Annotated in this window: 18 protein-coding genes; 10 read left to right on the top strand and 8 right to left on the bottom strand. The window is 66.7% G+C overall.

Going from position 1 to position 22,672, the window contains the following annotated elements:
- The 5 genes from BFL28_RS08435 to BFL28_RS08455 form a co-directional block, all read left to right on the top strand.
- Nucleotides 1–337 (top strand): energy transducer TonB (locus tag BFL28_RS08435; RefSeq protein ID WP_131818620.1); only part of this gene is annotated, 337 nt, incomplete at its 5' end.
- 71 nt (nt 338–408) lie between these two features.
- The gene (locus BFL28_RS08440; protein WP_069320149.1) at nt 409–1,194 is read left to right on the top strand and encodes a MotA/TolQ/ExbB proton channel family protein; all 786 of its coding nucleotides are present in this window, start codon (nt 409–411) and stop codon (nt 1,192–1,194) included.
- A gap of 93 nt (nt 1,195–1,287) precedes the next feature.
- Nucleotides 1,288–1,752 (top strand): ExbD/TolR family protein, encoded by a 465-nt coding sequence (locus BFL28_RS08445; RefSeq protein WP_069320150.1) that lies wholly within the window; start codon nt 1,288–1,290, stop codon nt 1,750–1,752.
- 23 nt (nt 1,753–1,775) lie between these two features.
- Entirely contained in the window at nt 1,776–2,204 is a 429-nt protein-coding gene (locus BFL28_RS08450; protein WP_069320151.1) for an ExbD/TolR family protein, read from the top strand.
- 212 nt (nt 2,205–2,416) lie between these two features.
- Nucleotides 2,417–2,779: a tetratricopeptide repeat protein gene (locus BFL28_RS08455; protein ID WP_069320152.1), complete on the top strand. Its 363-nt coding sequence runs from the start codon at nt 2,417–2,419 to the stop codon at nt 2,777–2,779.
- Between the two features lie 79 nt (nt 2,780–2,858).
- Here BFL28_RS08455 and dcd read toward each other — a convergent pair whose 3' ends face one another.
- Genes dcd through BFL28_RS08475 form a run of 4 tightly spaced genes read right to left on the bottom strand, consistent with a single transcriptional unit; the run spans nt 2,859 to nt 5,067 of the window.
- Nucleotides 2,859–3,413 carry a dCTP deaminase gene (gene dcd, locus BFL28_RS08460; protein ID WP_069320153.1) on the bottom strand — a complete coding sequence of 185 codons (555 nt, stop codon included), beginning with the start codon at nt 3,411–3,413 and terminating at the stop codon, nt 2,859–2,861.
- Between the two features lie 39 nt (nt 3,414–3,452).
- Nucleotides 3,453–3,917, bottom strand: coding sequence for a cytidine deaminase (locus BFL28_RS08465; RefSeq protein WP_069320154.1), 465 nt, complete (start codon nt 3,915–3,917; stop codon nt 3,453–3,455).
- Complete coding sequence (locus BFL28_RS08470; protein ID WP_069320155.1) at nt 3,914–4,588, bottom strand: GH25 family lysozyme; 675 nt, start codon at nt 4,586–4,588, stop codon at nt 3,914–3,916. Before BFL28_RS08470 ends, BFL28_RS08465 begins: the two co-directional genes overlap by 4 nt.
- Nucleotides 4,585–5,067 (bottom strand): UPF0262 family protein, encoded by a 483-nt coding sequence (locus BFL28_RS08475; RefSeq protein ID WP_069320156.1) that lies wholly within the window; start codon nt 5,065–5,067, stop codon nt 4,585–4,587. The genes BFL28_RS08470 and BFL28_RS08475 overlap by 4 nt, the downstream gene beginning before the upstream one ends.
- Before the next feature lie 132 nt (nt 5,068–5,199).
- Here BFL28_RS08475 and BFL28_RS08480 point away from each other — a divergent pair, with 132 nt between their 5' ends.
- The gene (locus tag BFL28_RS08480; RefSeq protein ID WP_069320157.1) at nt 5,200–6,714 is read left to right on the top strand and encodes a replicative DNA helicase; all 1,515 of its coding nucleotides are present in this window, start codon (nt 5,200–5,202) and stop codon (nt 6,712–6,714) included.
- 54 nt (nt 6,715–6,768) lie between these two features.
- Here the strand turns inward: BFL28_RS08480 and BFL28_RS08485 are convergent, their stop codons facing one another.
- Entirely contained in the window at nt 6,769–7,110 is a 342-nt protein-coding gene (locus BFL28_RS08485) for a hypothetical protein (RefSeq protein WP_069320158.1), read from the bottom strand.
- A 320-nt stretch (nt 7,111–7,430) separates the two neighbouring features.
- On the opposite strand from BFL28_RS08485, the gene BFL28_RS08490 reads away from it, so the two are divergent.
- Both BFL28_RS08490 and BFL28_RS08495 read left to right on the top strand, forming a co-directional pair.
- On the top strand, nt 7,431–8,216 hold the full coding sequence (locus BFL28_RS08490) for an IclR family transcriptional regulator (protein WP_069320159.1): 786 nt from the start codon (nt 7,431–7,433) through the stop codon (nt 8,214–8,216).
- The gene (locus BFL28_RS08495) at nt 8,206–8,967 is read left to right on the top strand and encodes an L-rhamnose 1-dehydrogenase Lra1 (RefSeq protein ID WP_069320160.1); all 762 of its coding nucleotides are present in this window, start codon (nt 8,206–8,208) and stop codon (nt 8,965–8,967) included. Before BFL28_RS08490 ends, BFL28_RS08495 begins: the two co-directional genes overlap by 11 nt.
- 32 nt (nt 8,968–8,999) lie before the next feature.
- Here the strand turns inward: BFL28_RS08495 and cysN are convergent, their stop codons facing one another.
- From cysN to cysQ, 3 genes are read right to left on the bottom strand one after another with little or no spacing between them, the layout of a single operon-like run.
- The gene (gene cysN, locus BFL28_RS08500) at nt 9,000–10,901 is read right to left on the bottom strand and encodes a sulfate adenylyltransferase subunit CysN (RefSeq protein WP_069320161.1); all 1,902 of its coding nucleotides are present in this window, start codon (nt 10,899–10,901) and stop codon (nt 9,000–9,002) included.
- Nucleotides 10,901–11,803 carry a sulfate adenylyltransferase subunit CysD gene (cysD, locus tag BFL28_RS08505; protein ID WP_069320162.1) on the bottom strand — a complete coding sequence of 301 codons (903 nt, stop codon included), beginning with the start codon at nt 11,801–11,803 and terminating at the stop codon, nt 10,901–10,903. The genes cysN and cysD overlap by 1 nt, the downstream gene beginning before the upstream one ends.
- Before the next feature lie 5 nt (nt 11,804–11,808).
- Nucleotides 11,809–12,648 carry a 3'(2'),5'-bisphosphate nucleotidase CysQ gene (cysQ, locus tag BFL28_RS08510; RefSeq protein ID WP_069320163.1) on the bottom strand — a complete coding sequence of 280 codons (840 nt, stop codon included), beginning with the start codon at nt 12,646–12,648 and terminating at the stop codon, nt 11,809–11,811.
- 406 nt (nt 12,649–13,054) lie between these two features.
- Between cysQ and BFL28_RS08515 the strand changes: the two genes are divergently transcribed.
- Together BFL28_RS08515 and BFL28_RS08520 are read left to right on the top strand one after the other, a co-directional pair.
- Nucleotides 13,055–20,695, top strand: a complete 7,641-nt coding sequence (locus tag BFL28_RS08515) for a BapA/Bap/LapF family large adhesin (protein ID WP_173655712.1) — start codon at nt 13,055–13,057, stop codon at nt 20,693–20,695.
- A 110-nt stretch (nt 20,696–20,805) separates the two neighbouring features.
- Nucleotides 20,806–22,143, top strand: a complete 1,338-nt coding sequence (locus tag BFL28_RS08520; RefSeq protein ID WP_241527270.1) for a TolC family outer membrane protein — start codon at nt 20,806–20,808, stop codon at nt 22,141–22,143.
- Nucleotides 22,144–22,672 lie beyond the last annotated feature (529 nt).

The raw sequence follows: 22,672 nt of genomic DNA on the forward strand, positions 1-22,672 counted from the left end.
ACCTTGGGCGGGGCCGCCGCCGCCGCCGGCCCCGCCCAAGGTTGCGAAGAAGCTGACCCCGCGCGGTTCGCCGCAAAGCTGGGTGACCGACGACGACTATCCGCCCGCCGCGTTGCGCTCGGGCGATGCCGGAACCGTCGGCTTCCGCCTCGACGTTGCTGCCGACGGACGCGTGACCAGCTGCACGGTTACATCGTCCTCGGGCTCGTCACTCCTCGACCAGACCGCCTGCCGCCTTCTTCAGCGGCGCGCCCGGTTCAATCCGGCCGAGGACGAGAATGGCAACAAGATCCCGGCACCGTTCGTGAGCCGGTTCACCTGGCGCATCCCACAATAAGTATAATCGCCGGGTTCCCCCTCCCCGGGGCCCGGCAGACCATGACGATTTAGATAGAGGAAAGACCCAACATGCTGACCACCATCCTTGCCGGTGCCGCTGCCGCAACCCCGCCGCCGCCGCAGAACTTCGACATTCTGCACGCCATGAACGAAGGCGGCGTCATCGCCTGGGGCACCGCAATCATCCTGACCGTGATGCTGTTCTTCTCGCTCTACATCCTGTTCACCAAGGTGTTCGAGCAGCAGAAGATCCTCAACCAGTACAAGCGCGTCCGCAGCACGTTCTGGAACAACCCCAGCCTGCGCGAAGGCGCGGCGAAGCTCGAGAAGAACTCGGCCTATCGCCAGATCGTCGACGACGCCCTGCTGGCCCAGGATCAGTACAAGCAGCTGACCGACCCGATCGAAGCGCATGACTGGCTGCACGGCTCGCTGCGCCGCTCGGAAGACGCAATCAACTCGCAGCTCGGCAACGGCCTGTCGTTCCTCGCGACCGTCGGCGCGACCGCACCGTTCATCGGTCTGTTCGGTACCGTCGTCGGCATCTTCCGCGCGCTGATCAAGATCGGCGCAGCGGGCGACGCTTCGATCGGCACGGTGGCCGGTCCGGTGGGCGAAGCGCTCATCATGACCGCACTCGGCCTGGTCGTCGCCGTCCCGGCAGTGCTTGCCTACAACTGGCTGCAGCGCCGCAACAAGGCGATCGCCGAGCAGATGAGCGGCTTCTCGAACGACGTGCTGGGCTATCTGGCTTCGGACGGCCGCGTGCGCCCGACCGCGTCGGGTGCCAAGGTTCCCCCGGCGGCCAAGCCGCCGGTGACCAGCACCACCGCGACCACGACTGCCAAGGCCTGAACGACCAAGGTCGCGCGGCGATGAGACCATCGCCGCGCGGCCAGCATCCCGGTTCGTTCCCGGGAGCAGGATGCGAAAGATAGGATTGCGCCAATGGCGATGAGTGTAGGCGGTTCCTCCGCAGAAAAACCGATGTCCGACATCAACACCACGCCCCTGGTGGACGTGATGCTGGTGCTCCTGATCATCTTCCTGATCGCGATTCCGGTGGCCATTCAGTCGGTCCAGCTGGAACTGCCGAAGGTGGCGTTCATCCCGACTCAGACCAAGCCGGAGAACGTGCTGCTCGCCGTTCGCGCCAGCCCCACCGGTCAGTGCGAAGTGTTCTGGGGCCAGACCCCGATCAACAGCGAGGATCTGCTGAAGCGCGGTTCCGACAAGCTGAAGGCAGTTGTCGATCGCCTGGGCGACGCGATCACGCCCGAAGACATTCCCGAAGTGCATGTGCGCGGCGACATCAACACGCCGTATCGCTGCATCGGCGGCGTGATCTACACGATGCAGAACGCCGGGTTCGTCAAGGTGGGCTTCATCTCCCAGCCGGTTGTCGCGCAGTAAGCGAAGTTCAGGAGTAATACGTCATGGCAATGAGCGCCGGCAAAGACGATGGCGAGCCGATGATGGAAATGAACACGACGCCGTTGATCGACGTCATGCTCGTTCTCCTCATCATGCTCATCATCACCATCCCGGCTCAGACCCATGCGGTGAAGGTCGACCTGCCCCAGAATACGGGCCAGAACACCCCGCCGCCGGTTGAGCCGCAAAAGAACAAGATCACGATCGACCCGCAGGGCCTGATCTACTGGAACGGCAGCCGCGTCGATCAGGTCACGCTGCGCCAGTATCTCGATGCCAGCGTACAGATCAGCCCGGAGCCGGAGCTGCACTTCCAGCCCGATCCGCAGGCACGTTACGAGGTCGTCGACAGCGTACTGGCGACGATCAAGCGTTCCTCGGTCACGAAGCTAGGCTTCGTCGGCAACGAGCAGTATCGCAACGACTTCTGATCCTGATCCAGGATCGAACGATATAGGGGCGGCTCCGGCCGCCCTTTTTTTGGCCTCGCCCGTCCCGCCTGGCGGCAATCTTCGTCGGCCTCATGGCGATGCCCGGTGCGATCCGCCCGCTCTGTCATCAAAGTGCAACATTCGCATTTGCGCCCGTGCCGGATCGGTGACAGCTTCATGTCATCGAACTGTAACATACGGGAGAAGATGTCATGCGTGCCATCGTCGCAGCGCTCGCCCTTACAGCCCCGCTCGCGCTCATGCCCGCCGCGCAGGCGGAGCGGCTCGAGGGTCCCTACGCTCACGCCACGATCCAGCGCGGCGACTATGCGACCGCCGAGCGCAAGCTCGCGGCCGAAGCGCGCGTGTTCCCGAACAAGCCAGAAGTGCTGCTCAACCTCGCTGCGATCTACGCCAAGACCGGCCGGGTGAGCGACGCGCGTGCATTGTACGACCGCGTTCTTTCGCTCGAGCCCGTGGCGATGGACGTGGCCGATGGCCAGGTCGCGCCTTCGCACCTGATTGCGAACCGTGGTCTGCGTCTTCTCGACTCGGCGCGGATGGCCGCACGCTAACCGCGCCGCGAAGCCGCGGTTCGCCGCGCCGGAACTAGACTGGATTTTCGGCCGCAAGGCGCGGCACAGTATTCTCGCGTCAAAGCCGCGGCAGCGTCACCCCGCGCTGGCCCATATACTTGCCGGCACGGTCGGCATAGCTTGTCTCGCACGGCTCGTTCCCCTTGAGGAACAGGAACTGGCAGGCGCCCTCATTGGCATAGATCTTCGCCGGCAGCGGCGTGGTGTTCGAGAATTCGAGCGTCACATGCCCCTCCCATTCGGGCTCGAGCGGCGTCACGTTCACGATGATCCCGCAACGGGCATAGGTCGATTTGCCCAGGCAGATGACGAGCACGTCGCGCGGCACCCTGAAATACTCGACCGTGCGCGCCAGTGCGAAGCTGTTGGGCGGGATAATACACACATCGGTCTGGCGATCGACGAAGCTGTTGGCGGCAAAGTCCTTCGGATCCACGACCGCGCTGTCGATGTTCGTGAAGATCTTGAACTCGTCCGATACGCGCGCATCATAGCCATAGGACGACAGGCCGTAGGAGATGCAGCCTTCCCGCCGCTGCGCCTCGACGAACGGCTCGATCATGCCGTGATCCTGGGCCTGTTCGCGAATCCAGCGGTCGGACAATATGCTCATGGACAGCGGTCTAGGCGAGCGTGCGCCCCGGCCGCAAGATCAACCGCCGATACCCAGGTCGGCCGGACCGAAGGCGTGCGGCAGCAGGTCGGACAGCCGGTGTGTCTCGAACCCCTTGCCTTCCGCACCCGCGCAATAGACCGTCAGATCGCGACCCCCCATCTGCGCCGCCTCGTTCAGCACCTGGCGACAGCGGCCGCAGGGACGAATCGGATCACTGCCGCGTGCGACGCCATCGCGCATCATCCCGCCGATGATGCCGATCGCAGTCACTTCGCGCAGCCGGCCTTCGGCATTGGCGCGCGCGGTTGCAACGGTCTCGGCACACAGCGACAGGCCATAGCTCGCATTCTCGAAATTGCAGCCGGTGACGATGCTGCCGTCGCTCAGCAGCAACGCGGCGCCGACCGCGAAGTTCGAATAAGGCGCATGGGCATTGCCGGCCGCCGTGCGCGCTGCCGCGATCAGCCGCAGCGCCTCAGCTTCGTTTCGTTCTCCGCTCATGGCGCCACCACGCTCCAGTTGATCGCTCGCTCGATACCATCGACGCGGCGGAAGCGGTTGCTCTGCCACATGCGCCACGGGCGCGCGGTATAGTCAGGCTTCATAAAGTCGCGCGCCGCCCAGATCGACCGTGGAATTGCTTCGCTGATGCCATATCGCTGCTCGAAATCGGCCGATACCCGCAGGACCACTGGCTTGCCGCTGTGTGTCTCGATCAGCGCTGCAGCCTCGCGCAAGTTTTCAAGCAGCACGTCGCGCGCCGGCCGGGCCGGGCAATCGGCATGAAAGTCGAGGTCAATCGCGGCGGGCAGCGCGCTCGGGTCGCGCGGCACGGCCGCGGCAAAGGCCCCGCCCTGCGCGCCGCCTGTCGCGCAGAGCGAATAGACATGGATCGCACCATGTCGGATACCCGCATCCGCTGCCGCCGCCCAATGTTCGGCGAAACGCGGGTCGCGTCCATCCGCGCCGATCGTCGCGCGCAAGTAGGCAAAGTCCACATCGCGCGCCCGGACCATCGCCCAATCGATCGCGCCGCTTTCCGCCGAGATGTCGATGCCTTGCACCGCATAGTCGGCACGCGGCGGCGTCCAGCCGCCGGCATAGCCCCAGCCCGTGGCGCTCAGCACGGCGATCGCAAGCGCCAGCCCGCCCAGGATACGTAACGACTTCATGCCTTGATGTGCAGCACGCAGATCAGGGTGAACAGCCGGCGCGCCGTGGCGAAATCGATCGCGATCTTGCCCTCCAGCCGCTCCATCAGCAATCGGGCGGCCTCGTCATGGATGCCGCGCCGCGCCATGTCGATCGTCTCGATCTGTTGAGCGGTCGCCTGTCGGATCGCCTGGAAATAGCTGTCGCAGATTGCGAAATAATCCCGGATCGGCCGCCGGAACCGCGCCAGCCCGAGGATCAGCGTCTCGAGATGGCTGTCGTCCTCGCGCTTGATCTCAAGTCCCAGCCGCCCTTCCTGAACCGACAGCGCGATGCGGTAGGGGCCGGCATAGCCGTCGGGATAGGCACGTTGGGGCGCGAAGCTGTTCTCCTCGATCAGATCGAAGATCGCGATGCGCCGCTCCTGCTCGATATCGGCCGATCGCCACAGAATCGTGCGCTCGTCCAGCGTGACATCGATGATCCGGGGGTCGGCCATCGCGCGTATCTACGCATCCCGCGCCGAAACGGGAACCGATTTTGCGTGTCGGCGACGGTAGCGCGAACCCCGTCCACGTTATACACAGCTGCCCGACATTCCGGCGTCGCGACGCCCTGTTAAGAGTGAACCATGGCCACCATCGCCCCCTTCCCCACCGCTGCGGCGGATGCCGCCCCGCGTTTGCCCCAGAATGTCGAGGCAGAGGCCGCGCTGCTCGGCGCGATGATGATCGACAATCGCCTGGCAGACGACATCGTCGAGGTGATCCAGGACCAGCATTTCTTCGAGCCGGTGCACGGCCGCATCTTCAAGGCGATCAAGACGCTGCGAAAGAGCGACATGCTGGCGACGCCGGTGACGCTCAAGCCTCTGTTCGAAAAGGACGAGGGCATGGCGCAGCTGGGTGGGCCTGCCTATCTCGCCCAGCTGACCGGATCCGGCGCCGGACTGATCGGGGCCCGGCAGTTCGCGCGGCAGATCTATGACCTTGCCCTGCTGCGCGAGCTCGTCGTGGTCGGCCGCGACATGGTCGAAAAGGCGCTGGATACCAGCGAGGACGTGAACCCGCGCGAGCAGATCGACCGCGCCGAAGAAGCGCTCTTCAAGGTCGCGGCCGATGGCGGGACGGCGAACACGGTCAAGTCGTTCAACGAAGCGACCAAGATCGCGCTGGAAATGGCCAAGAAGGCGCAGAGCGCGGGCGGCGGCGTCGCAGGGGTCACCACCGGGTTCGATTCGGTCAACGGCCGGATCGGCGGTCTGCACCACAGCGACCTCATCATCCTCGCTGGCCGTCCGGGCATGGGCAAGACCTCGCTGGTCACCAACATCGCCTATAATGCCGCGCGCCGGCTGATGGACGATATCCGCCTGGGCATCCCGCCCAAACAGTCGATCGGTGCCAAGGTCGCCTTCTTCAGCCTGGAAATGTCGGCCGACCAGCTGGCGATGCGCATCCTGTCGGAACAATCGAAGATCGCCTCCGAAGCCTTGCGCATGGGCAACATCAGCAAGGCCGAGTTCGGCCAGCTCGCCGCAGCTGCGGCGGATCTGGAACAGCTGCCGCTTTATATCGACGACACAGCGGGCCTTACGATCAGCGCGCTGCACAGCCGGGTGCGGCGTCTGCAGTCGAAGCATGACGGCGAGCTCGGCCTCGTCATCGTCGACTATCTTCAGCTGCTTCAGGGATCCGGCAACAGCCGCGACGGCAACCGCGTTCAGGAAATTTCGGAGATCAGCCGCGGGTTGAAGACGCTGGCGAAGGATATCAACGTTCCCGTGATCGCGCTCTCGCAGCTCAGCCGTGCCGTCGAAAGCCGCGAGGACAAGCGCCCGATGCTGTCGGACCTGCGCGAATCCGGCTCGATCGAGCAGGACGCCGACATGGTGTGGTTCGTGTTCCGCGAGGACTATTACGTCGCGGCGCGCGAACCCAAGCGGCCGCGCGAGGGCGACGATCCCAAAACGTTCGAGGATCACGCCAAATGGGCACTCGACATGGAGCGCGTCTATGGCCTGGCCGAGCTGATCATCGCCAAGCAGCGCCACGGCGCGACGGGCAAGGTGACGCTGAAATTCGAATCGAACATCACGCGCTTCAGCGACTATGCGGGCGAGGTCGACACGTCACCTTACGAATGAACCACAAAAAGAAGCGGGGGCACGTGGCCCCCGCTTCCCTGTCATGCCACTGGTTCAGCGCTCGTCAGGGCTGAACCCACCCATATTGCGCTGACCATCCTGCTCGCCCAGACCCAGCTGGTCCTCGTCCATGCCACCGGTGCTGCCCTGGCTGGCGCCCGCTTCGCCGCCGCCTTGCTGATTGATGTTCTGCTGGCCTTGTTGCTGGTCGATACCCTGGTTGCGCTGCTGATTCTGCTGCTGGTCACCGCCATCGCCATAGCCCGATGCCTGTCCGCCGCTTTGCTGGCCGGCATCCTGCTGCTGGTTCTGCTGCCCCTGCTGACGCTCCATGCCCTGGCTGCGCTGCTGGTTCTGATCGCGACCCATATCGCTGTTCTGGTCACGCTCGTTCATGGCTTCTCTCCTGAAAAGCCCCGCCCGAAGGATCAACCGATATGGACGACGCTTCGATCCGCCATTCGTCGCAGGCGATGGCAGTTCCACTCGAAACTCAGCCCCTGACCTCGATCAGGGGCAACCTGCGACCCAGCCGGAATGGAGCGCTCCCGAACTGTACGGTTCGGCATGCGTTGGGTGCGTACGTCGTGCATCCAGCGCGACGCTGATCGTCGCTCATGTTCGGCAGGCGCTGGACGCTACTCCGGAGCCGACTGAACCGTCTATTTTCAAATACTGATCAGCCGCCTATAAGGTGGGACGATGAGCATGCCCGCATGAACGAAACGACGGCCGGTGCGGGCAGCCAGACCCTGATGCGCGGCCTCGACGTGATGGAAGCGGTTGCGAGCGGGTCGCTCACGCTCGCCGAGATATCGAAGCGCTCTGGCCTGAGCCGCAGCACCGCCTATCGGCTGGCCGCCAGCCTGGTCGAACGTGGCTATCTGCGCGCCGTCTCGCGCGACGGCTATCGGCTTGGCCCCAAGCTGCTCGAGCTCGGCCATCTGGCGCAGGACCAAACTCAGTTGACCCAGGTGTCGCGCAGCCATCTCGAACAGCTGGCGCAAAGCACCGGCGACACCGTCCACCTCGGCATTCTCGATCGCGATCAAGCGCTGTACCTGGACAAGGTGCCCGGCCAGCGCCGCATCAACATTTCGAGCCGCGTCGGCGATCGCCAGCCGCTGACATCGACTGGCCTGGGCAAGGCGCTGATGCTCGACGATCGTATCGACCTATGGCGCGAACGCCTGAAGCGCGATCAATCGACCGGGACGCCGGCCGTGGATCAGTCGCTGTGGGAAGAACGGATGCGCGGCTATGTCGCGGCCGGTCGCGCCTATGACCTGGAGGAGAACGAAGACCAGATCCGCTGCGTCGCGGCACCGTTGCGCGACGCCACCGGCCGCATCGTCGGCGCGATCAGCGTGTCCAGCGCGGCGCAATATATGGCAGACACGCGCATGGAAGACTTAAGCGCCGAGGTGAAGGCTGCCGCGCATGCGATCAGCCGCGAACTTGGCTGGCGCGCCCCGATTGAAGGAGACGACGATGTTGCTTGAGGGAAAGACGGTGCTGGTGACCGGCGCATCGGCGGGGATCGGCCGCGCCGCGGCGATCGGTGCCGCACGTCACGGCGCGAATGTGGCGATCAACTATCATTCGGACGATGCCGGTGCCGCCGCCTGCGTCGCCGAGATCGAGGCGCTGGGCCGCACGGGCGTGGCAATCAAGGGGGACGTGGCTGACCCGGCGACGGCGCAGGACTTCATCGCCCGTTCGGTCGAGGCGCTGGGCCGTGTCGACGTGTTCGTCAACAATGCGGGCATCTGCCCCTTCCATGCCTTTCTCGACATGCCGGCCGAGACGGTCGACCGCACGTTCCGCGTCAACCTGCACGGCGCCTATTACATGGTCCAGGCAGCCGCCAACCAGATGGTGAAGCAGGGCGATGGCGGCGCGATCGTGGCGGTCTCGTCGATCTCGGCACTGGTCGGCGGCGAGTACCAGACTCACTATACGCCGACCAAGGCGGGTGTGCATTCGCTCATGCAGTCGGCCGCGATCGCGCTCGGCAAGCACGGCATCCGGTGCAATTCGGTGCTTCCCGGCACGATCCTGACCGACATCAACAAGGACGATCTGGCCGACCTCGACAAGCGCGAGCGGATGGCGGCCCGCGTGCCGCTCGGCCGCCTGGGCAAGCCCGATGACCTTGCCGGACCGATCATCTTCCTCGCCTCGGACCTTGCGCGCTATGTCACCGGCGCCGCGCTGCTCGTCGACGGCGGCGCGTTCGTGAATCTGCAATGAGCGTCGCGCCCGCCACCTGAGGCACCGCCCGCTCAGCCTGGCCCGATCAGCTTTTCGACGATCAATTCGGCCGCCTGTTCGGCGGTCAGGCGGGTGGTGTCGACATAGACTTCTGGGTCTTGCGGCGCTTCATAGGGGCTGTCGATCCCGGTGAAGTTGCGCAGGTCGCCGGCGCGGGCCTTGGCATAGAGGCCCTTCACGTCGCGTGCTTCGGCGTCTGCCAGCGGGGTGTCGACATGCACCTCCAGGAACTCGCCCGGCGCCATCATCGCGCGGACCATGTCGCGCTCGGCGCGGAAGGGGCTGATGAACGCCGCGATCACGATGAGGCCGGCATCGGTCATCAGCTTGGCGACCTCGCCCACGCGGCGGATATTCTCTACCCGGTCCGCGTCGGTGAAACCGAGATCACGGTTGAGGCCATGCCGCACATTATCGCCATCGAGCAGGAAGGTGTGGCGGTTCATCCGCGCCAGCTTCTTTTCGACCAGATTGGCGATCGTCGACTTGCCCGCGCCTGAAAGCCCCGTCAGCCAAATCACCGCCGGGCGCTGGTTCTTCATGCCGGCATGGTGATTGCGATCGAGGTCGACCGCCTGCCAGTGCACGTTCTGCGCGCGGCGGAGCGAGAAGTTGAGCATGCCGGCGGCGACCGTCGCATTGGTCAGCTTGTCGATCAGGATGAAGCCGCCAAGGTCGGAACTGTCGGCATAGGGCTCGAACACGATGCCGCGGTCGGTATAGACTTCGGCGACGCCGATGTCGTTGAGGCCGAGCGTCCTGGCCGACAGTTGCGCCATCGTGTTGACGTCGATCGTGTGCCGCGGCGGCTGGACCGTCGCGCTCACCGTCTGCGTGCCGAGCTTGAGCCAATAGGCGCGGCCTGGCAGCAGGTCCTCCTGATCCATCCAGACGATCGTCGCCTGAAACTGATCGGCAACCTGCGGCGGGGCGTCGGCGGCGGCAATCACGTCGCCGCGCGAGCAATCGACTTCATCGGCGAGCGTCAGCGTGACCGATTGGTTGGGTCCGGCCTGTGCAAGGTCGCCGCCAAACGTGACGATCCGGCTGACCGTGCTGGTGCGACCCGAAGGCAGGATGCGAACCGGATCGCCCGGCTTGATCGAACCGCCGGCAACCGTCCCGGCAAAGCCGCGAAAGTCCAGATTGGGGCGATTGACCCATTGCACCGGCATGCGGAACGGCCGTGCGTGGTCAGCCGCTCCGACCGGCACGGTCTCGAGATGCTCGATCAGCGCAGGGCCGGCGAACCACGGCGTGTTTTCGCTGAGCGCGGTGATGTTGTCGCCCTTGAAGCCCGAGATCGGGATGGCGGTGAAGGCGTCGATGCCGATGCCGGTCGCGAACTCGCGATAGTCGGCGACGATCTTGTCGAAGACCGCCTGGTCATAGCCCACCAGGTCCATCTTGTTCACCGCCAGCACGATGTGGCGGATGCCGATCAGGTGCGCGAGGTAGCTGTGCCGCCGCGTCTGGGTCAGCATGCCCTTGCGCGCATCGATCAGGATGACGGCGAGGTCGGCGGTCGAGGCGCCGGTGACCATGTTGCGAGTATACTGCTCGTGCCCGGGCGTGTCGGCGACGATGAACTTGCGTTTCTCGGTCGCGAAGAAGCGATAGGCGACGTCGATCGTGATGCCCTGCTCGCGCTCGGCGGCAAGGCCATCGACCAGTAGCGCGAAGTCGATCTCCTGCCCTTGCGTGCCGACGCGCTTGCTGTCGGCCTGAAGCGCTTCGAGCTGATCTTCGAAGATCATCTTGCTATCGTAGAGCAGCCGGCCGATCAGCGTCGACTTGCCGTCATCCACGCTGCCGCAGGTGATGAAGCGCAGCAGCGACTTGTCGCCATGCTGGGCCAGATAGGCGTCGATATCGGTCGCGATCAGCGCGTCGGGGCGATAGGCGGACGACATCAGAAATACCCCTCCTGCTTCTTCTTCTCCATGCCCGCGCCGCCGGCATCCTTGTCGATCACGCGGCCCTGCCGCTCGCTGGTGGTGGTGAGCAGCGTTTCCTGCACGACGTCACTCAAGGTCTTGGCCTCGCTCTCGACCGCGCCGGTCAGCGGGAAGCAGCCGAGCGTGCGGAAGCGGATCGAACGGGTCGTCAAGTCGAGCTTGCGCCCCAGCACTCGCTCCAGCCGCTCGACATCGTCGGCCATGAACAGCTGGCCTTCCCATTCGAAGGTCGGGCGCGGCGCCGCGAAATAGAGCGGCACGATCTCGATCCCCTCGGCCATGATATATTGCCAGATGTCGAGTTCGGTCCAGTTCGAGATCGGGAAGACGCGCATGCTCTCCCCCTTCGCCTTCTTCGCATTATAGAGGCGCCACAGCTCGGGCCGCTGGTTCTTGGGGTCCCAGCGATGGTTGGCGGTGCGAAAGCTGAACACGCGTTCCTTGGCGCGGCTCTTTTCCTCGTCGCGCCGCGCGCCGCCGAATGCCGCGTCGAAGCCGTATTTGTCGAGCGCCTGCTTCAGCCCCTCGGTCTTCCACAGATCGGTATGCAGCGCGCCATGATCGAACGGGTTGATCCCGCGCGCCTCCGCCTCGGGGTTGCGATAGACGAGCAATTCCATTCCCGCCTCGCGCGCCGCGCGCTCGCGCAGGTCGTACATGTCGCGAAACTTCCACGTCGTATCGACGTGCAGCAGCGGGAATGGCGGCGGCGCGGGGTAGAAGGCTTTCTTGGCCAGGTGCAGCATGACCGCGCTGTCCTTGCCGATCGAATAGAGCATCACCGGACGCTCGGCCTCGGCGACGACCTCACGCAGGATATGAATGCTCTCGGCCTCGAGCCGGGCGAGGTGGTTCATCGAAGTCACTGGGATTTGTCCGTCTGGAGATAGGGGTGCAGCGCCGCCGGCTGATAGGTGCCGGTGGCGACGAAGCCGGGATTGAAGAAGCGCGCCTTGCCATAGCGTAGTGGCGCGCCGTCGAGATCGAGCACCCGCCCCCCGGCGGCGCGCAGGATCGCGTCGCCAGCAGCGGTGTCCCACTCCATCGTCGGCGCCGGACGCGGATAGACGTCCGCCGCCCCGCTCGCGATCAGCACGAATTTGAGCGACGAGCCGATCGAAACGCGCTCCTGCACGCCGGCATCCGCCAGCCACGCTTCGGTTTGCGGCGTGCAGTGCGACGCGGACGCGACCGCACGTGGGTTGGTTTCGCACGGCCGCACTGCCAGCGGCGTCGCATCGCCCGTTTCGCCATGCGGTAGGCGCGGCGCGGTGAATGCCGTGCCCGCGGTCACGTCGCCCCAGTAAAGCTGATCGCGAGCGGGCGCATAGACGACACCCATGGTCGGAACGCCGTGCTCGATCAGGCCGATGTTCACGGTGAAGTCGGTCCCGCGCTTGATGAACTCCTTCGTGCCGTCCAGCGGATCGACCAGAAAGAATGCCGGACCCACTTCGGGTACGCGGCCGGCGGCGGCTTCTTCCTCGGCGACGATCGGTATTTCCGGCACGACCGCCTGCAATCCGTCGAGGATGACGCGCTCGCCATCACGGTCCGCCGCGGTCACAGGGCTGCCATCATGCTTCAGGTCATGCGCGACACTGGCGAGGAAATGATCCCAGATCACGTCGCCCGCCACGCCGGCGATCCGCACCAGATGATCCATCAGCGCCCCCCGGCTCGCCGCCGCCTCCAGCTGCATTCATCGTCTCCATCCTTGGCCACAGCGATCTAGCAGCCTGGCATATCCGACGTTACGCGATGCGGGCACCTGGATCGCACCAACCGTCAAACCCGATCACGACCCCGCCTTACGGCTGCGTCGCTTCAGGCATGTGCCTCTACCAGCCTCCCGCGGCGGAAGGGGGATGGAATTCGATTGCGCGGCAAAGCCAAACTTTGCTGTGGAGCAGCAGCGCGAATGCCGCTGGACCGCCCGATTGGCCGCTCAGTTCCCATGCGATCCCCAGTGCCCGCCCCAATGAATTTGCTCCGTTTTCGGAGTTGATGCGGCGTGGCGAGCGCACGCTCGTTCGCGCTTGAAGGCGGCGGACGCAGATCCACGAGCTCTGGACCGTCAAGCCGCCAAAGACATGGAGGAGAAGGGCATGGGTGCGCAGACGACGGGCACGGCAGAAATCATCGACAAGGCCACAGGCACCGTCACGCGCACTCCAGTCGAAGCGATCGACCTCAACGGCGCCAGCGTCGTGCGTCTGGCAATCGAGCGATCGCAGATCGCAGACGTGGCGCGCGACGGCGATGACTTGCTGCTTCGTCTCTCCGATGGCCGCGAAATCCGGATCGCCGATTATTTCGACGACAGCGGTCAGCCGATAAGCGACCTTGTCCTGCGCGAATCCGATGGCAAGCAGTGGCTGGCGCAGCTGAACCGGGACGGCACGCGCTATTCCGCGATCGAAGATGCAACTGAACTGGTCGCGGGTGCCGGCGGGCCCGGCGGCAGCTCGCTCGCGCCGGTCCTGCTCGGGTTGCTTGGTGCGGGTGGCGGCGCTGCGGCGTTGAGCGGCGGCGGCGGCGGTTCGGATGATCGCGCCAACGGTGGCTCTGGTCCTGGCAATGGCGCGGATACACAGCCGCCGGCCGCACCCACCGCCACGATCAATGCGACCGGAACTACGGTTTCCGGCACGGGTGAAGCGGGCGCGAGCGTCGAGGTGCGCAACGCGGCGGGCGCGGTCATCGGCCGTGGTCAAGTCGGCACCAACGGCAACTACTCGGTCGCGGTGGACCAGGCTCAAGCCAATGGCGAGCGGCTTTCAGTCGTCCAGACCGATGCGGCCGGCAACGCTTCGCCGCCTGCGACGCTCACAGCGCCCGACATCACTGCCCCCGCAGCGCCCTCGCTTACGATTGCGTCGGACGGCGCGAGCGCGGCCGGCACGGGCGAGCCGGGTGCGACGGTCACCGTGCGCGACGGCACCGGAACCATCATCGGCAGCGCAGTGGTCGGGGCGGACGGAAATGTCACGATCCCGCTCTCACCGCCCCAGGCGAATGGCGGCACGCTCCCCGCCGTTCAGACCGACGCGGCTGGCAATGCTTCGTCGGCGGCTACGCTCACCGCACCCGACATCACCGCCCCCGCCGCGCCGTCGCTTACAATTGCCTCGGATGGCGCGGGCGTGACCGGCACCGGCGAGCCGGGTGCGACGATCACCGTGCGCGACGGCACCGGAGCCATTATCGGCAGCGCAGTGGTCGGGGCGGACGGAAATGTCACGATCCCGCTCTCACCGCCCCAAGCGAATGGCGGCACACTCACCGCCGTCCAGACCGACGCGGCCGGCAATGCTTCGCCGGCGGCGACGCTTGCCGCACCCGACATCACCGCGCCCGCTGCGCCATCGCTCACCATCGCGCCGGATGGTGCGAGCGTGACCGGCACCGATGAGCCTGGTGCGACGGTTACGGTGCGTGATGAAGACGGCAATGTCGTCGGTTCGGCAAACGTGGGCGCGGACGGCAGCTTCAGCGTTACGCTGGCACCACCGCTGCTGAATGGCGAAGTGTTGACCGCCGTTCAGACTGACGCGGCAGGCAACAATTCGGCGGAGAGCACGGCTACCGCGCCGGATCTGACCGTACCGGCCGCGCCAGTCGTCACTGTCGCTCCGGATGGTACGGCGGTCACGGGAACCGGTGAAGCTGGGGCGACCGTCACGGTAACCGACACGAACGGCGCCGTCCTTGGCACCGGCGTGGTGCAAGGGGACGGCAGCTTCACGGTGCCCCTAGCGCCGCCCCAGGCGAATGGGGAAACGGTGACGGTCGTTCAAACCGATGCCGCAGGCAACGTCTCACCACCTGTTTCGGCGGTGGCACCCGACATTACCGCCCCGCCTGCACCGACGCTGGTCATCAGCGCCGATGGCACGACCGTCAGCGGTACCGGTGTGCCCGGCCTGTCCGTCACCGTTGCCGACCCGGACGGCAACGTTATCGCCAGGGTCAGGGTTCGCGCGGACGGCACCTTCACAACGGCGCTGACCCCGCCGCAGGTCGATGGCGAAGCTGTCAGCGCAGTTCAGGCCGATGCGGCGGGCAACATTTCGCCGCAGGCCACTGTCACCGCGCCGGACCTTACCGCCCCGGCCGTGCTCGCCGCCACCGTCAATGCCGATGGCACCGCCGTGGTCGGCACGGGCGAGCCGGGCGCGATCGTCACCGTTACGGCCGCGGGCGGCGCGACGCTGGGAAGCGTTGTTGCGGACGCCTTGGGCAACTTCACCGTTCCGCTGACGCCCGCCCAGGCGAATGGCGAGGCGATCACGGTGGTGCAGCGTGATGCGGCGGGCAATTTTCCCCCGCCGCTGCCGCTCATCGCACCGGACATCACGGGGCCCTCGGCGCCCGCCGCCATGATCGACGCGACCGGTACGGTCGTCAGCGGCCTCGGCGAACCCAATGCTACGATCATCGTGCGCAATGCCGATAATACGGTCCTCGCAACCGGTACGGCGACCGCAAGCGGCGCATTCTCGATCCCGCTTCCCACAGCGCAGATCGACAGCCAGGCGCTAGCGGTGACGCAGGCCGACGCCGCGGGCAATGAATCGCTCGCCACCGCGCTGACCGCGCCCGACCTTACTGCGCCGGCTGCGCCGACTGCCACCGTTGCCGCCGATGGCGGCACCGTTAACGGCAGCGGTGAGGCAGGTGCCACGATCATCGTTACCGATCCGATCGGGGTCGAGATCGGGCGTGGCACCGTGCAGGGCGATGGCACGTACGGCGTCACGCTCACGCCCCCCCAGATCGACGGCGAAATGCTTGGCGTTACTCAGACCGACAGCGCGGCCAATGTCTCGCCCCAGACGAACACGGTCGCTCCCGATCTGATCGTGAGCGATGCCCCCGACGCGCCGACCGCCTTCGTTTCCGCCGACGGCCTGACGGTCTCCGGCGTTGGCGAGGCCGGCGCGCTGGTCAGCGTGACGGGTCCGAACGGCGTCCCACTTGGCACCGCGACGGCAGGCGTCGACGGCAGCTATAGCGTGACGCTGACCACGCCGCAGCGGAACGGCGAGAGCCTGCGCGTCGTGCAGCCCGAGGCGGAGGGCGATCGATCCCCGCCAGCTACTGCCATTGCGCCGGCCCTGCCCGCTCCCGCCGCGCCGACGGCGACGCTCGACGCCGCCGGGGTGAGCGTGAGCGGTACCGGCGAACCGGCCGCGACGATCACGATCACCGGCCCCGGCGGCGGTGTGATCGGAACCGCGACCGTGGATGCGCGCGGCAATTATAGCAGTGTGCTGGCCACGCCGCAGACGAACGGCGAAACGCTCAGCGTCGCACAGACCGATGCGGCGGCCAACGTCTCGCCCGCCATTACCTTGATCGCACCGGACTTCACCGCGCCGGCAGCACCCGCCGCCACGATCGCTGCGGACGGCGCCAGCGTGACCGGCACTGGCGAGCCTGGCGCGACGGTCACCGTCCGCGCCGCGAGTGGCACGGTGCTCGGCACGTCGACGGTCGGGGTCGATGGCAGCTATACGGCGCCGCTCTCGCCTGCCCAGGTGAACAATCAGCCACTATCGGTCACTCAGAGCGATGCCGCCGGCAACCAGTCGCCGGCGACCGGCTTGACCGCGCCGGACCTCACCCCGCCCGCCGCGCCGACCATTTCGGTCACCGCGGATGGCACGGCCGTTTCCGGTCTGGGCGAGGCAGGTGCGGCGATCCGCATCACTGATCCGGCCGGCACGGTCATCGGTACCGCCACCGTGGCGGCGAACGGGACCTATGTCGCGGCGCTCAATCCGGCGCAGGTGAACGGCCAGCTGCTCACCGCCGTTCAGAGCGATGCTGCCGGGAACAGTTCGGCGCCGGTCAGCACCATCGCGCCCGACCTTGTCGCGCCCGATGCGCCGGCGATCGCGATCAGCGCCGACGGCAGCGTTGCGACCGGCACGGGCGAGCCTGGCGCGTCGATCGTCGTGACCGATGCCGCGGGCACCGTGGTCGGCGCGGGCGATGTGGCGGCCAATGGTGCCTTCACGATCGGGCTGTCGCCGCCGCAGGCTAATGGCCAAGTGCTGACCGCCGTGCAAAGCGACGCGGCCGGCAACAGTTCGCCGCCGGTTACGCTGACGGCACCCGACATCACGGCGCCCGCTATTCCGACGGGCACCATCTCGCCCGATGGTCTGCAAGTCACCGGTACGGGTGAAGCGGGCGCGACCGTAAGCGTCACGAATGGTGCCGGAACCTCGCTCGGCTCGGCGCAGGTGCAGCCCGACGGCAGCTATGTCGTCACGCTGACCCCGCCACAGACCAACGGCGAAGCGCTCAGCGTCAGGCAGAGCGATGCCGGCGGTAACGTCTCGCCCGCCGCTGCGCTGACGGCACCCGATCTGACCGCGCCCGGTGCGCCCGGCGCAACGGTGGCACCGGACGGCGCCAGCGTCACCGGCACCGGCGAACCCGGCGCAAGCGTCACGATCCGCGCGGCCGACGGCAGCGTGGTCGGCACGGCGACCGTCGGCGCCGACGGCAACTACATCGCGACGCTGAGCCCAGTTCAGGCTAACGGCGGCACGTTGAGCGTGGTGCAGACCGATGCCGCAGGCAATGCGTCACCCACCACCGTGGTGGCCGCGCCGGACATCACTGCGCCCACTGCGCCTGTCGCAACGGTGGGACCGGATGGCACCACGGTAACCGGCACGGGCGAGCCGGGCACAAGCGTCACGGTCACCTCGTCAACCGGCACGCCGCTCGGCACGTCGACGGTCGCTGCCGACGGCAGCTTCACGGTACCGATCGCGCCCGCACAGGCAAATGGCGAGTTGGTGCGCGTTACGCTCACCGATGCCGCCGGCAACGCATCGCCGGCCACGGCGGTCCGCGCGCCCGACATCACCGCTCCGGGCGCGCCCGCCGCGACCGTCTCGCCGGACGGCACTCAGGTCAGCGGGACCGGCGAGCCTGGCGCGACTGTCACCATCAGCGGCCCCGGCGGCGTGCTCGGCACCGCAGTCGTCTCGCCAAGCGGCAGCTATGTCGCGACGCTCACGCCGCCGCAGATCGACGGAGAAACCCTGACCGTCACGCAGCGCGACGCTGCCGGGAACCTCTCCCCGTCGATCAGCGTGGTCGCGCCTGACGGCACTGCGCCGAACGTGCCCACCGCAGCTGTCACTGCCGACGGATCGGCCGTCGTCGGCACCGGGGTGGCCGGATCGACGATCAGCGTGACCGGGCCAGACGGCACCGTCATCGGCACGGCGACCGTCGCGGGCGACGGCAGCTACACGGCAACGCTCACGACGCCGCAGCGCAACGGCGAACTGCTTGGCGTGACGCAGGCCGATGGGTCGGGCAACGTCTCGCCCCGCGTGCCGGCACTTGCACCCGACCTTACCGCGCCGAACGCGCCGACCCTGATCGTTGCCGGCGACGGCGCGACCGTCAGCGGCACGGGCGAAGCGGGCGCGACGGTCACCATCCGCAACGGCGCCGGCGCGGTGATCGGCTCCGCCGTGGTCGCTGCCGATGGCAGCTATGCCGCCGCGCTGACCCCCGCCCAGGCCAATGGCGGCACCCTCACCGCGACGCAGGCCGATACGGCCGGCAACATCTCGCTGCCCGTCTCCGCCGCCGCGCCGGACATCACGGCCCCGCTCGCTCCGACCGGCGTGGCGATCACCCCCGATGGTGCCACCGTCACCGGCACGGGCGAAGCCGGGGCGACCGTCACCGTGCGCAACCCGGCGGGCACGGTGATCGGCACCGGAACCGTCGCCGGCGATGGTAGCTTCAGCATCGGATTGACCACGCCGCAGGTCACCGGCGCGACGCTCAGCGTGAGGCAGGCGGACGCGGCGGGCAATCAGTCTCCGGCGGTTCCCCTCATCTCACCGTTCGACATCGCCGCCTTCGACAACAGCGATACGGTGGGCGTCGACCTGTTGCCCGTCACCAGCGCCGTGGATTTCGGCTCGGCGAACTATCTCGCGCTTGTCTCCCTGGGCCTGCTGAACCTCGACGCCAATGTGCTGGGCACCCCGTCCGTGAGCTTCACCGTCGCACCCGGTCATACGCTCGACGCCACGTTCAACTACGACGCCGTACTCTCGCTCGGTGCAGCCAGCGGTTATGCCGTGGTCGTGCAGCGCTTTGACGGCACGCAATGGGTGGCGGTCGATGGCAACGGCACGAACTCGTTGCTGCAGCTGCGGCTGCTCTCGGGCGATCTGAGTTCGACCGCCAGCTTTGGCCCGGGCCAGTATCGTGCGTTCGTCACATTCCAGGGCGCGGCAGGCGTCGGCGTGCTTGGCAGCCTGAGTGTGACGGGCACCGATGCCGACTTCACCGAGATCGGCGGCGTGGTGCCCAGAATCACGACCGGCAACGTCATCACCGACCCAGGTCCCGGGGGCCAGATCGATATCGTCAGTTCGCAGACGGTGGTGACCAGCGTCACCATCGGAGGCATTACGACCTCGATCGTCGCTGACGGCACCGTGGTCGATGGCGCGTTCGGCACGCTCACCATCAATCGCAACGGCAGCTACAGCTACACGCCGGATGCATCGGCGAGCGTCATCGGTCAGACCGAGACGATCGGTTACACGCTGCTCGACCCGAGCGACGGTGAAACCGAAAGCGCCGCGCTCTCGATCGCGATCACCAGTTCCGACGTCACCGCCGCACCGGTCGCCACGGATGACAGCGATATCGCCACGGTCACCTATCGTAACGTCGAAACCACATTGCCGCCGGCGCTGGAATTCAGCTTCAGCACGCCTGGCGCACTCGTCCTGCCGGTCACGCGTTCCGGAAGCGACAGCTTTACGGTTGCGGCCAATACGGTGTCGGACGTCACGATCACCGCGGTACGGACCGGACTCCTCTCGGTTCTGCCAAGCTATACCATCACGGTCACCGATGCGGCGACCGGCACGGTCGTGCGCACGGTGACACAGACGGCGGTTGCCGGCCTGCCGCTGGGTTCGGGTGTCACGGTCACCCTGCCCGACCTGCCGGCAGGTAGCTATAATTTCACCGTGTCGAGCACCAACGTGATCGGCACGGGCTACGACACCAGCGTGTATGTCGGTCAGACAGTGACGTATCTCAACGACTTTACCGTCGCGACCACCGGCCCGGCAGCGGGCAGCTTGCTGGCCAACGACACGGCCGGAACCGACTTCGTTACGGTTCGCGTCGATACCGGCGCGGGATTTGTCGAGGTGGGCGACGCAGGACTTACCGTCAATGGCAGCTACGGCCTGCTCACGCTGGATGAGGTCGGCAACTATGTCTACCAGCCCAGCGCCACGCTCGGCTATTCCGCGACCGACCTGCTCGACAGCTTCACCTATCAAATCGTGCAGCCCAACGGCGTCGTTTCGACGGCCACGCTGACGGTGACGGTCGATGTGCCGGCCGATGGCTTGTTGCCGCAGGGCGGCGGCGCAGATGTCGTGACGCTGGACGCGATGGTCCTGGGGCCGATCGAGGCCGATCCGATCGTGGTCGCCGAAGCGCCCCAGCCGTTCAGCATCGACTTGGTCGAGGATCAGGCAGAGCTGGATCAGGTGCTCGCGACCTATCTCGATGTGAACGATCCAGCGAATGGTGTTTCCGGTTCCGGCGGAGCGCTTGCTGCGTCGCCGCTCGACGTGGCGGTCGACCTCACCGCCGGCGGCCCGCTCGACTACCTGGTCCTGCCCAGTGACCTGGAGCACAACCGGCCTGAACATGTGTTGCAATATTGACGCACTCGACCTGCGCCCATTTCGCTATCCATCTGAAAGGGCGATGCAATTTGCCGTATCTTAACCCGCGTTCGCGACGTTGACGGTCATCTTCGTCGGGGAGCTGCGGCATGCGTAAGCCAATGCGTCGTCAACGTCTGGTATCGGCCCGCCTGTTCGCCGCGGGTGTGGTGCTCGCGCTCGTTCCGGCCGCGTTCGGCCAGGACCGGGTCGCGATGCCACCACCGCCGGACGCGCCCTTGACGCTGGATCGTGCGGCCAGACTTGCGCTGGCATGGCATCCCTCGGTCGTTCAGGCGGCAAGCGAGATCGGCGTTCAGGAACAGGCGATCGCAGAAGCGCGCGCCGACTATCTGCCGCGGATCAGCGCTGGCGTGGGCACCGGCTATGACAATCGCCTGAGCGACAGCTGGCGGCCGCGTCCGCAACTCGGCGCGTCGCAGATGCTGTTCGATTTCGGCAAGGTGCGCAGCGCCGTCGATGCCGCTCGTTCGGGCCGCGATGTCGAGCGCGCCGAGCTGCTGCTGGCGATCGATACGCTGGTGCGCGAAACCGGCTATGCAGTAATCGAAACGCAGCGTGCGGTGGCGCTCCACGCCGTGGCGCAGGATCAACTGGCCAGCGTTGCGGCCATCGGCAAGCTGGTGCGCGACCGCTACGAAGCCGGAGGCACGACCGAATCCGACGCGCTGCAGGCTCAGGCGCGGATCGATGCCGCGCGCGTCGCGCTGATCCAGATCGAGGCGGAGCAGCGGCGCTGGTCCAGCAACCTGGCATATCTGCTCGGCCGCGACAGCTTGCCGGCGGTTTCGCCCGAAACGCCCGATTGGCTCGCGGGCAGCTGTACCGGGCCGGCGCCCGACTGGGCCACCGTCCCCGCGATCATGGCCGCCGATGCGCGCGAAGATTTCGCCTCGGCTCAGCTGCGCCGCAGTCGGGCCGATCGCCTGCCCACCCTGTCGCTGGGCGGCGACGCTTCGACCGATTTCGCCTCGCCGTTCGGCGACCGCAGCCTCTACAATGTCGGGCTGCGCATTTCCGGCAATGTCTTCAGCGGTGGCGCGACCCGCGCGCGGGTACGCGGCGCCGACGCCGCGCTCGCGGCCGCGCGGGCCGGCGTGAAGCGCGCGCGGCTGGACAGCCGCCAACGCCTCGCCGAAGCGCGACAGCAGATCGACAGCCTGTCCGGCCTGACCGGCATGTTGTCGGCGCGCGAAACGGCGATGCGTAACACCGGTCGGCTCTACAAGCTGCAATATCTTGAGATGGGCACGCGCACGCTGGTTGACCTGCTCAACGCCGAACAGGAACTGCACGGCACGCGCTTCGAAGCGGTCAACACCGAACACGACCTGCGCCGCCTGCAGCTCGATTGCCTGTTTCATTCGGGGCGGATCCGCCAGGCGTTTGGCCTTGCCGGCACGCGCATCGGCGGAGTGGTCTTGTGAATGCCGTAACGCCGCTCGGGGGATCGTCCATGCCTGCCGACGCGGAAGACTGGCTCGATCTGCTGGCGCTTGCCGCGCGCCATTATGGGCTTGCCCCATCGCAACAGCGCGCACGTCTTTCCGCGGCATGGGAAGGCGGATCCACGCCGCAGGATCGCATCGCCGCGATCGCCCGTGGCTGCGGGCTGGCGATACGATTGCTCGCGCCCGGCGACATGCGGCTCAGCAGCCGGCGGCTGCCCGTCATCGTGTGTCTGGCCGATGGCGAGCTCGCGCTGATCTCGGCACTAGACGGGGCCGGCAACGCGACCTGCACCTTCGCGGGCGAAAAGGGGCTGGAAACCGAGATCGATCAGGCAAGGATCGAAGCGGATGCGAGCTTCTATGTCGTGCCACGGCCGGTACGCTCGGCAAGGGACGTGCGCGTCGATACCTATATCCGGCCCTATGAACCGCATTGGCTGCGCCGGATCCTGATGCGCAACGCCGGGGCCTATGGCCATGTCGCGCTTGCCTCGACGGTGACCAA

The sequence above is a fragment of the Sphingomonas turrisvirgatae genome (assembly GCF_001721295.1).
Lineage (GTDB): Bacteria > Pseudomonadota > Alphaproteobacteria > Sphingomonadales > Sphingomonadaceae > Sphingomonas > Sphingomonas turrisvirgatae.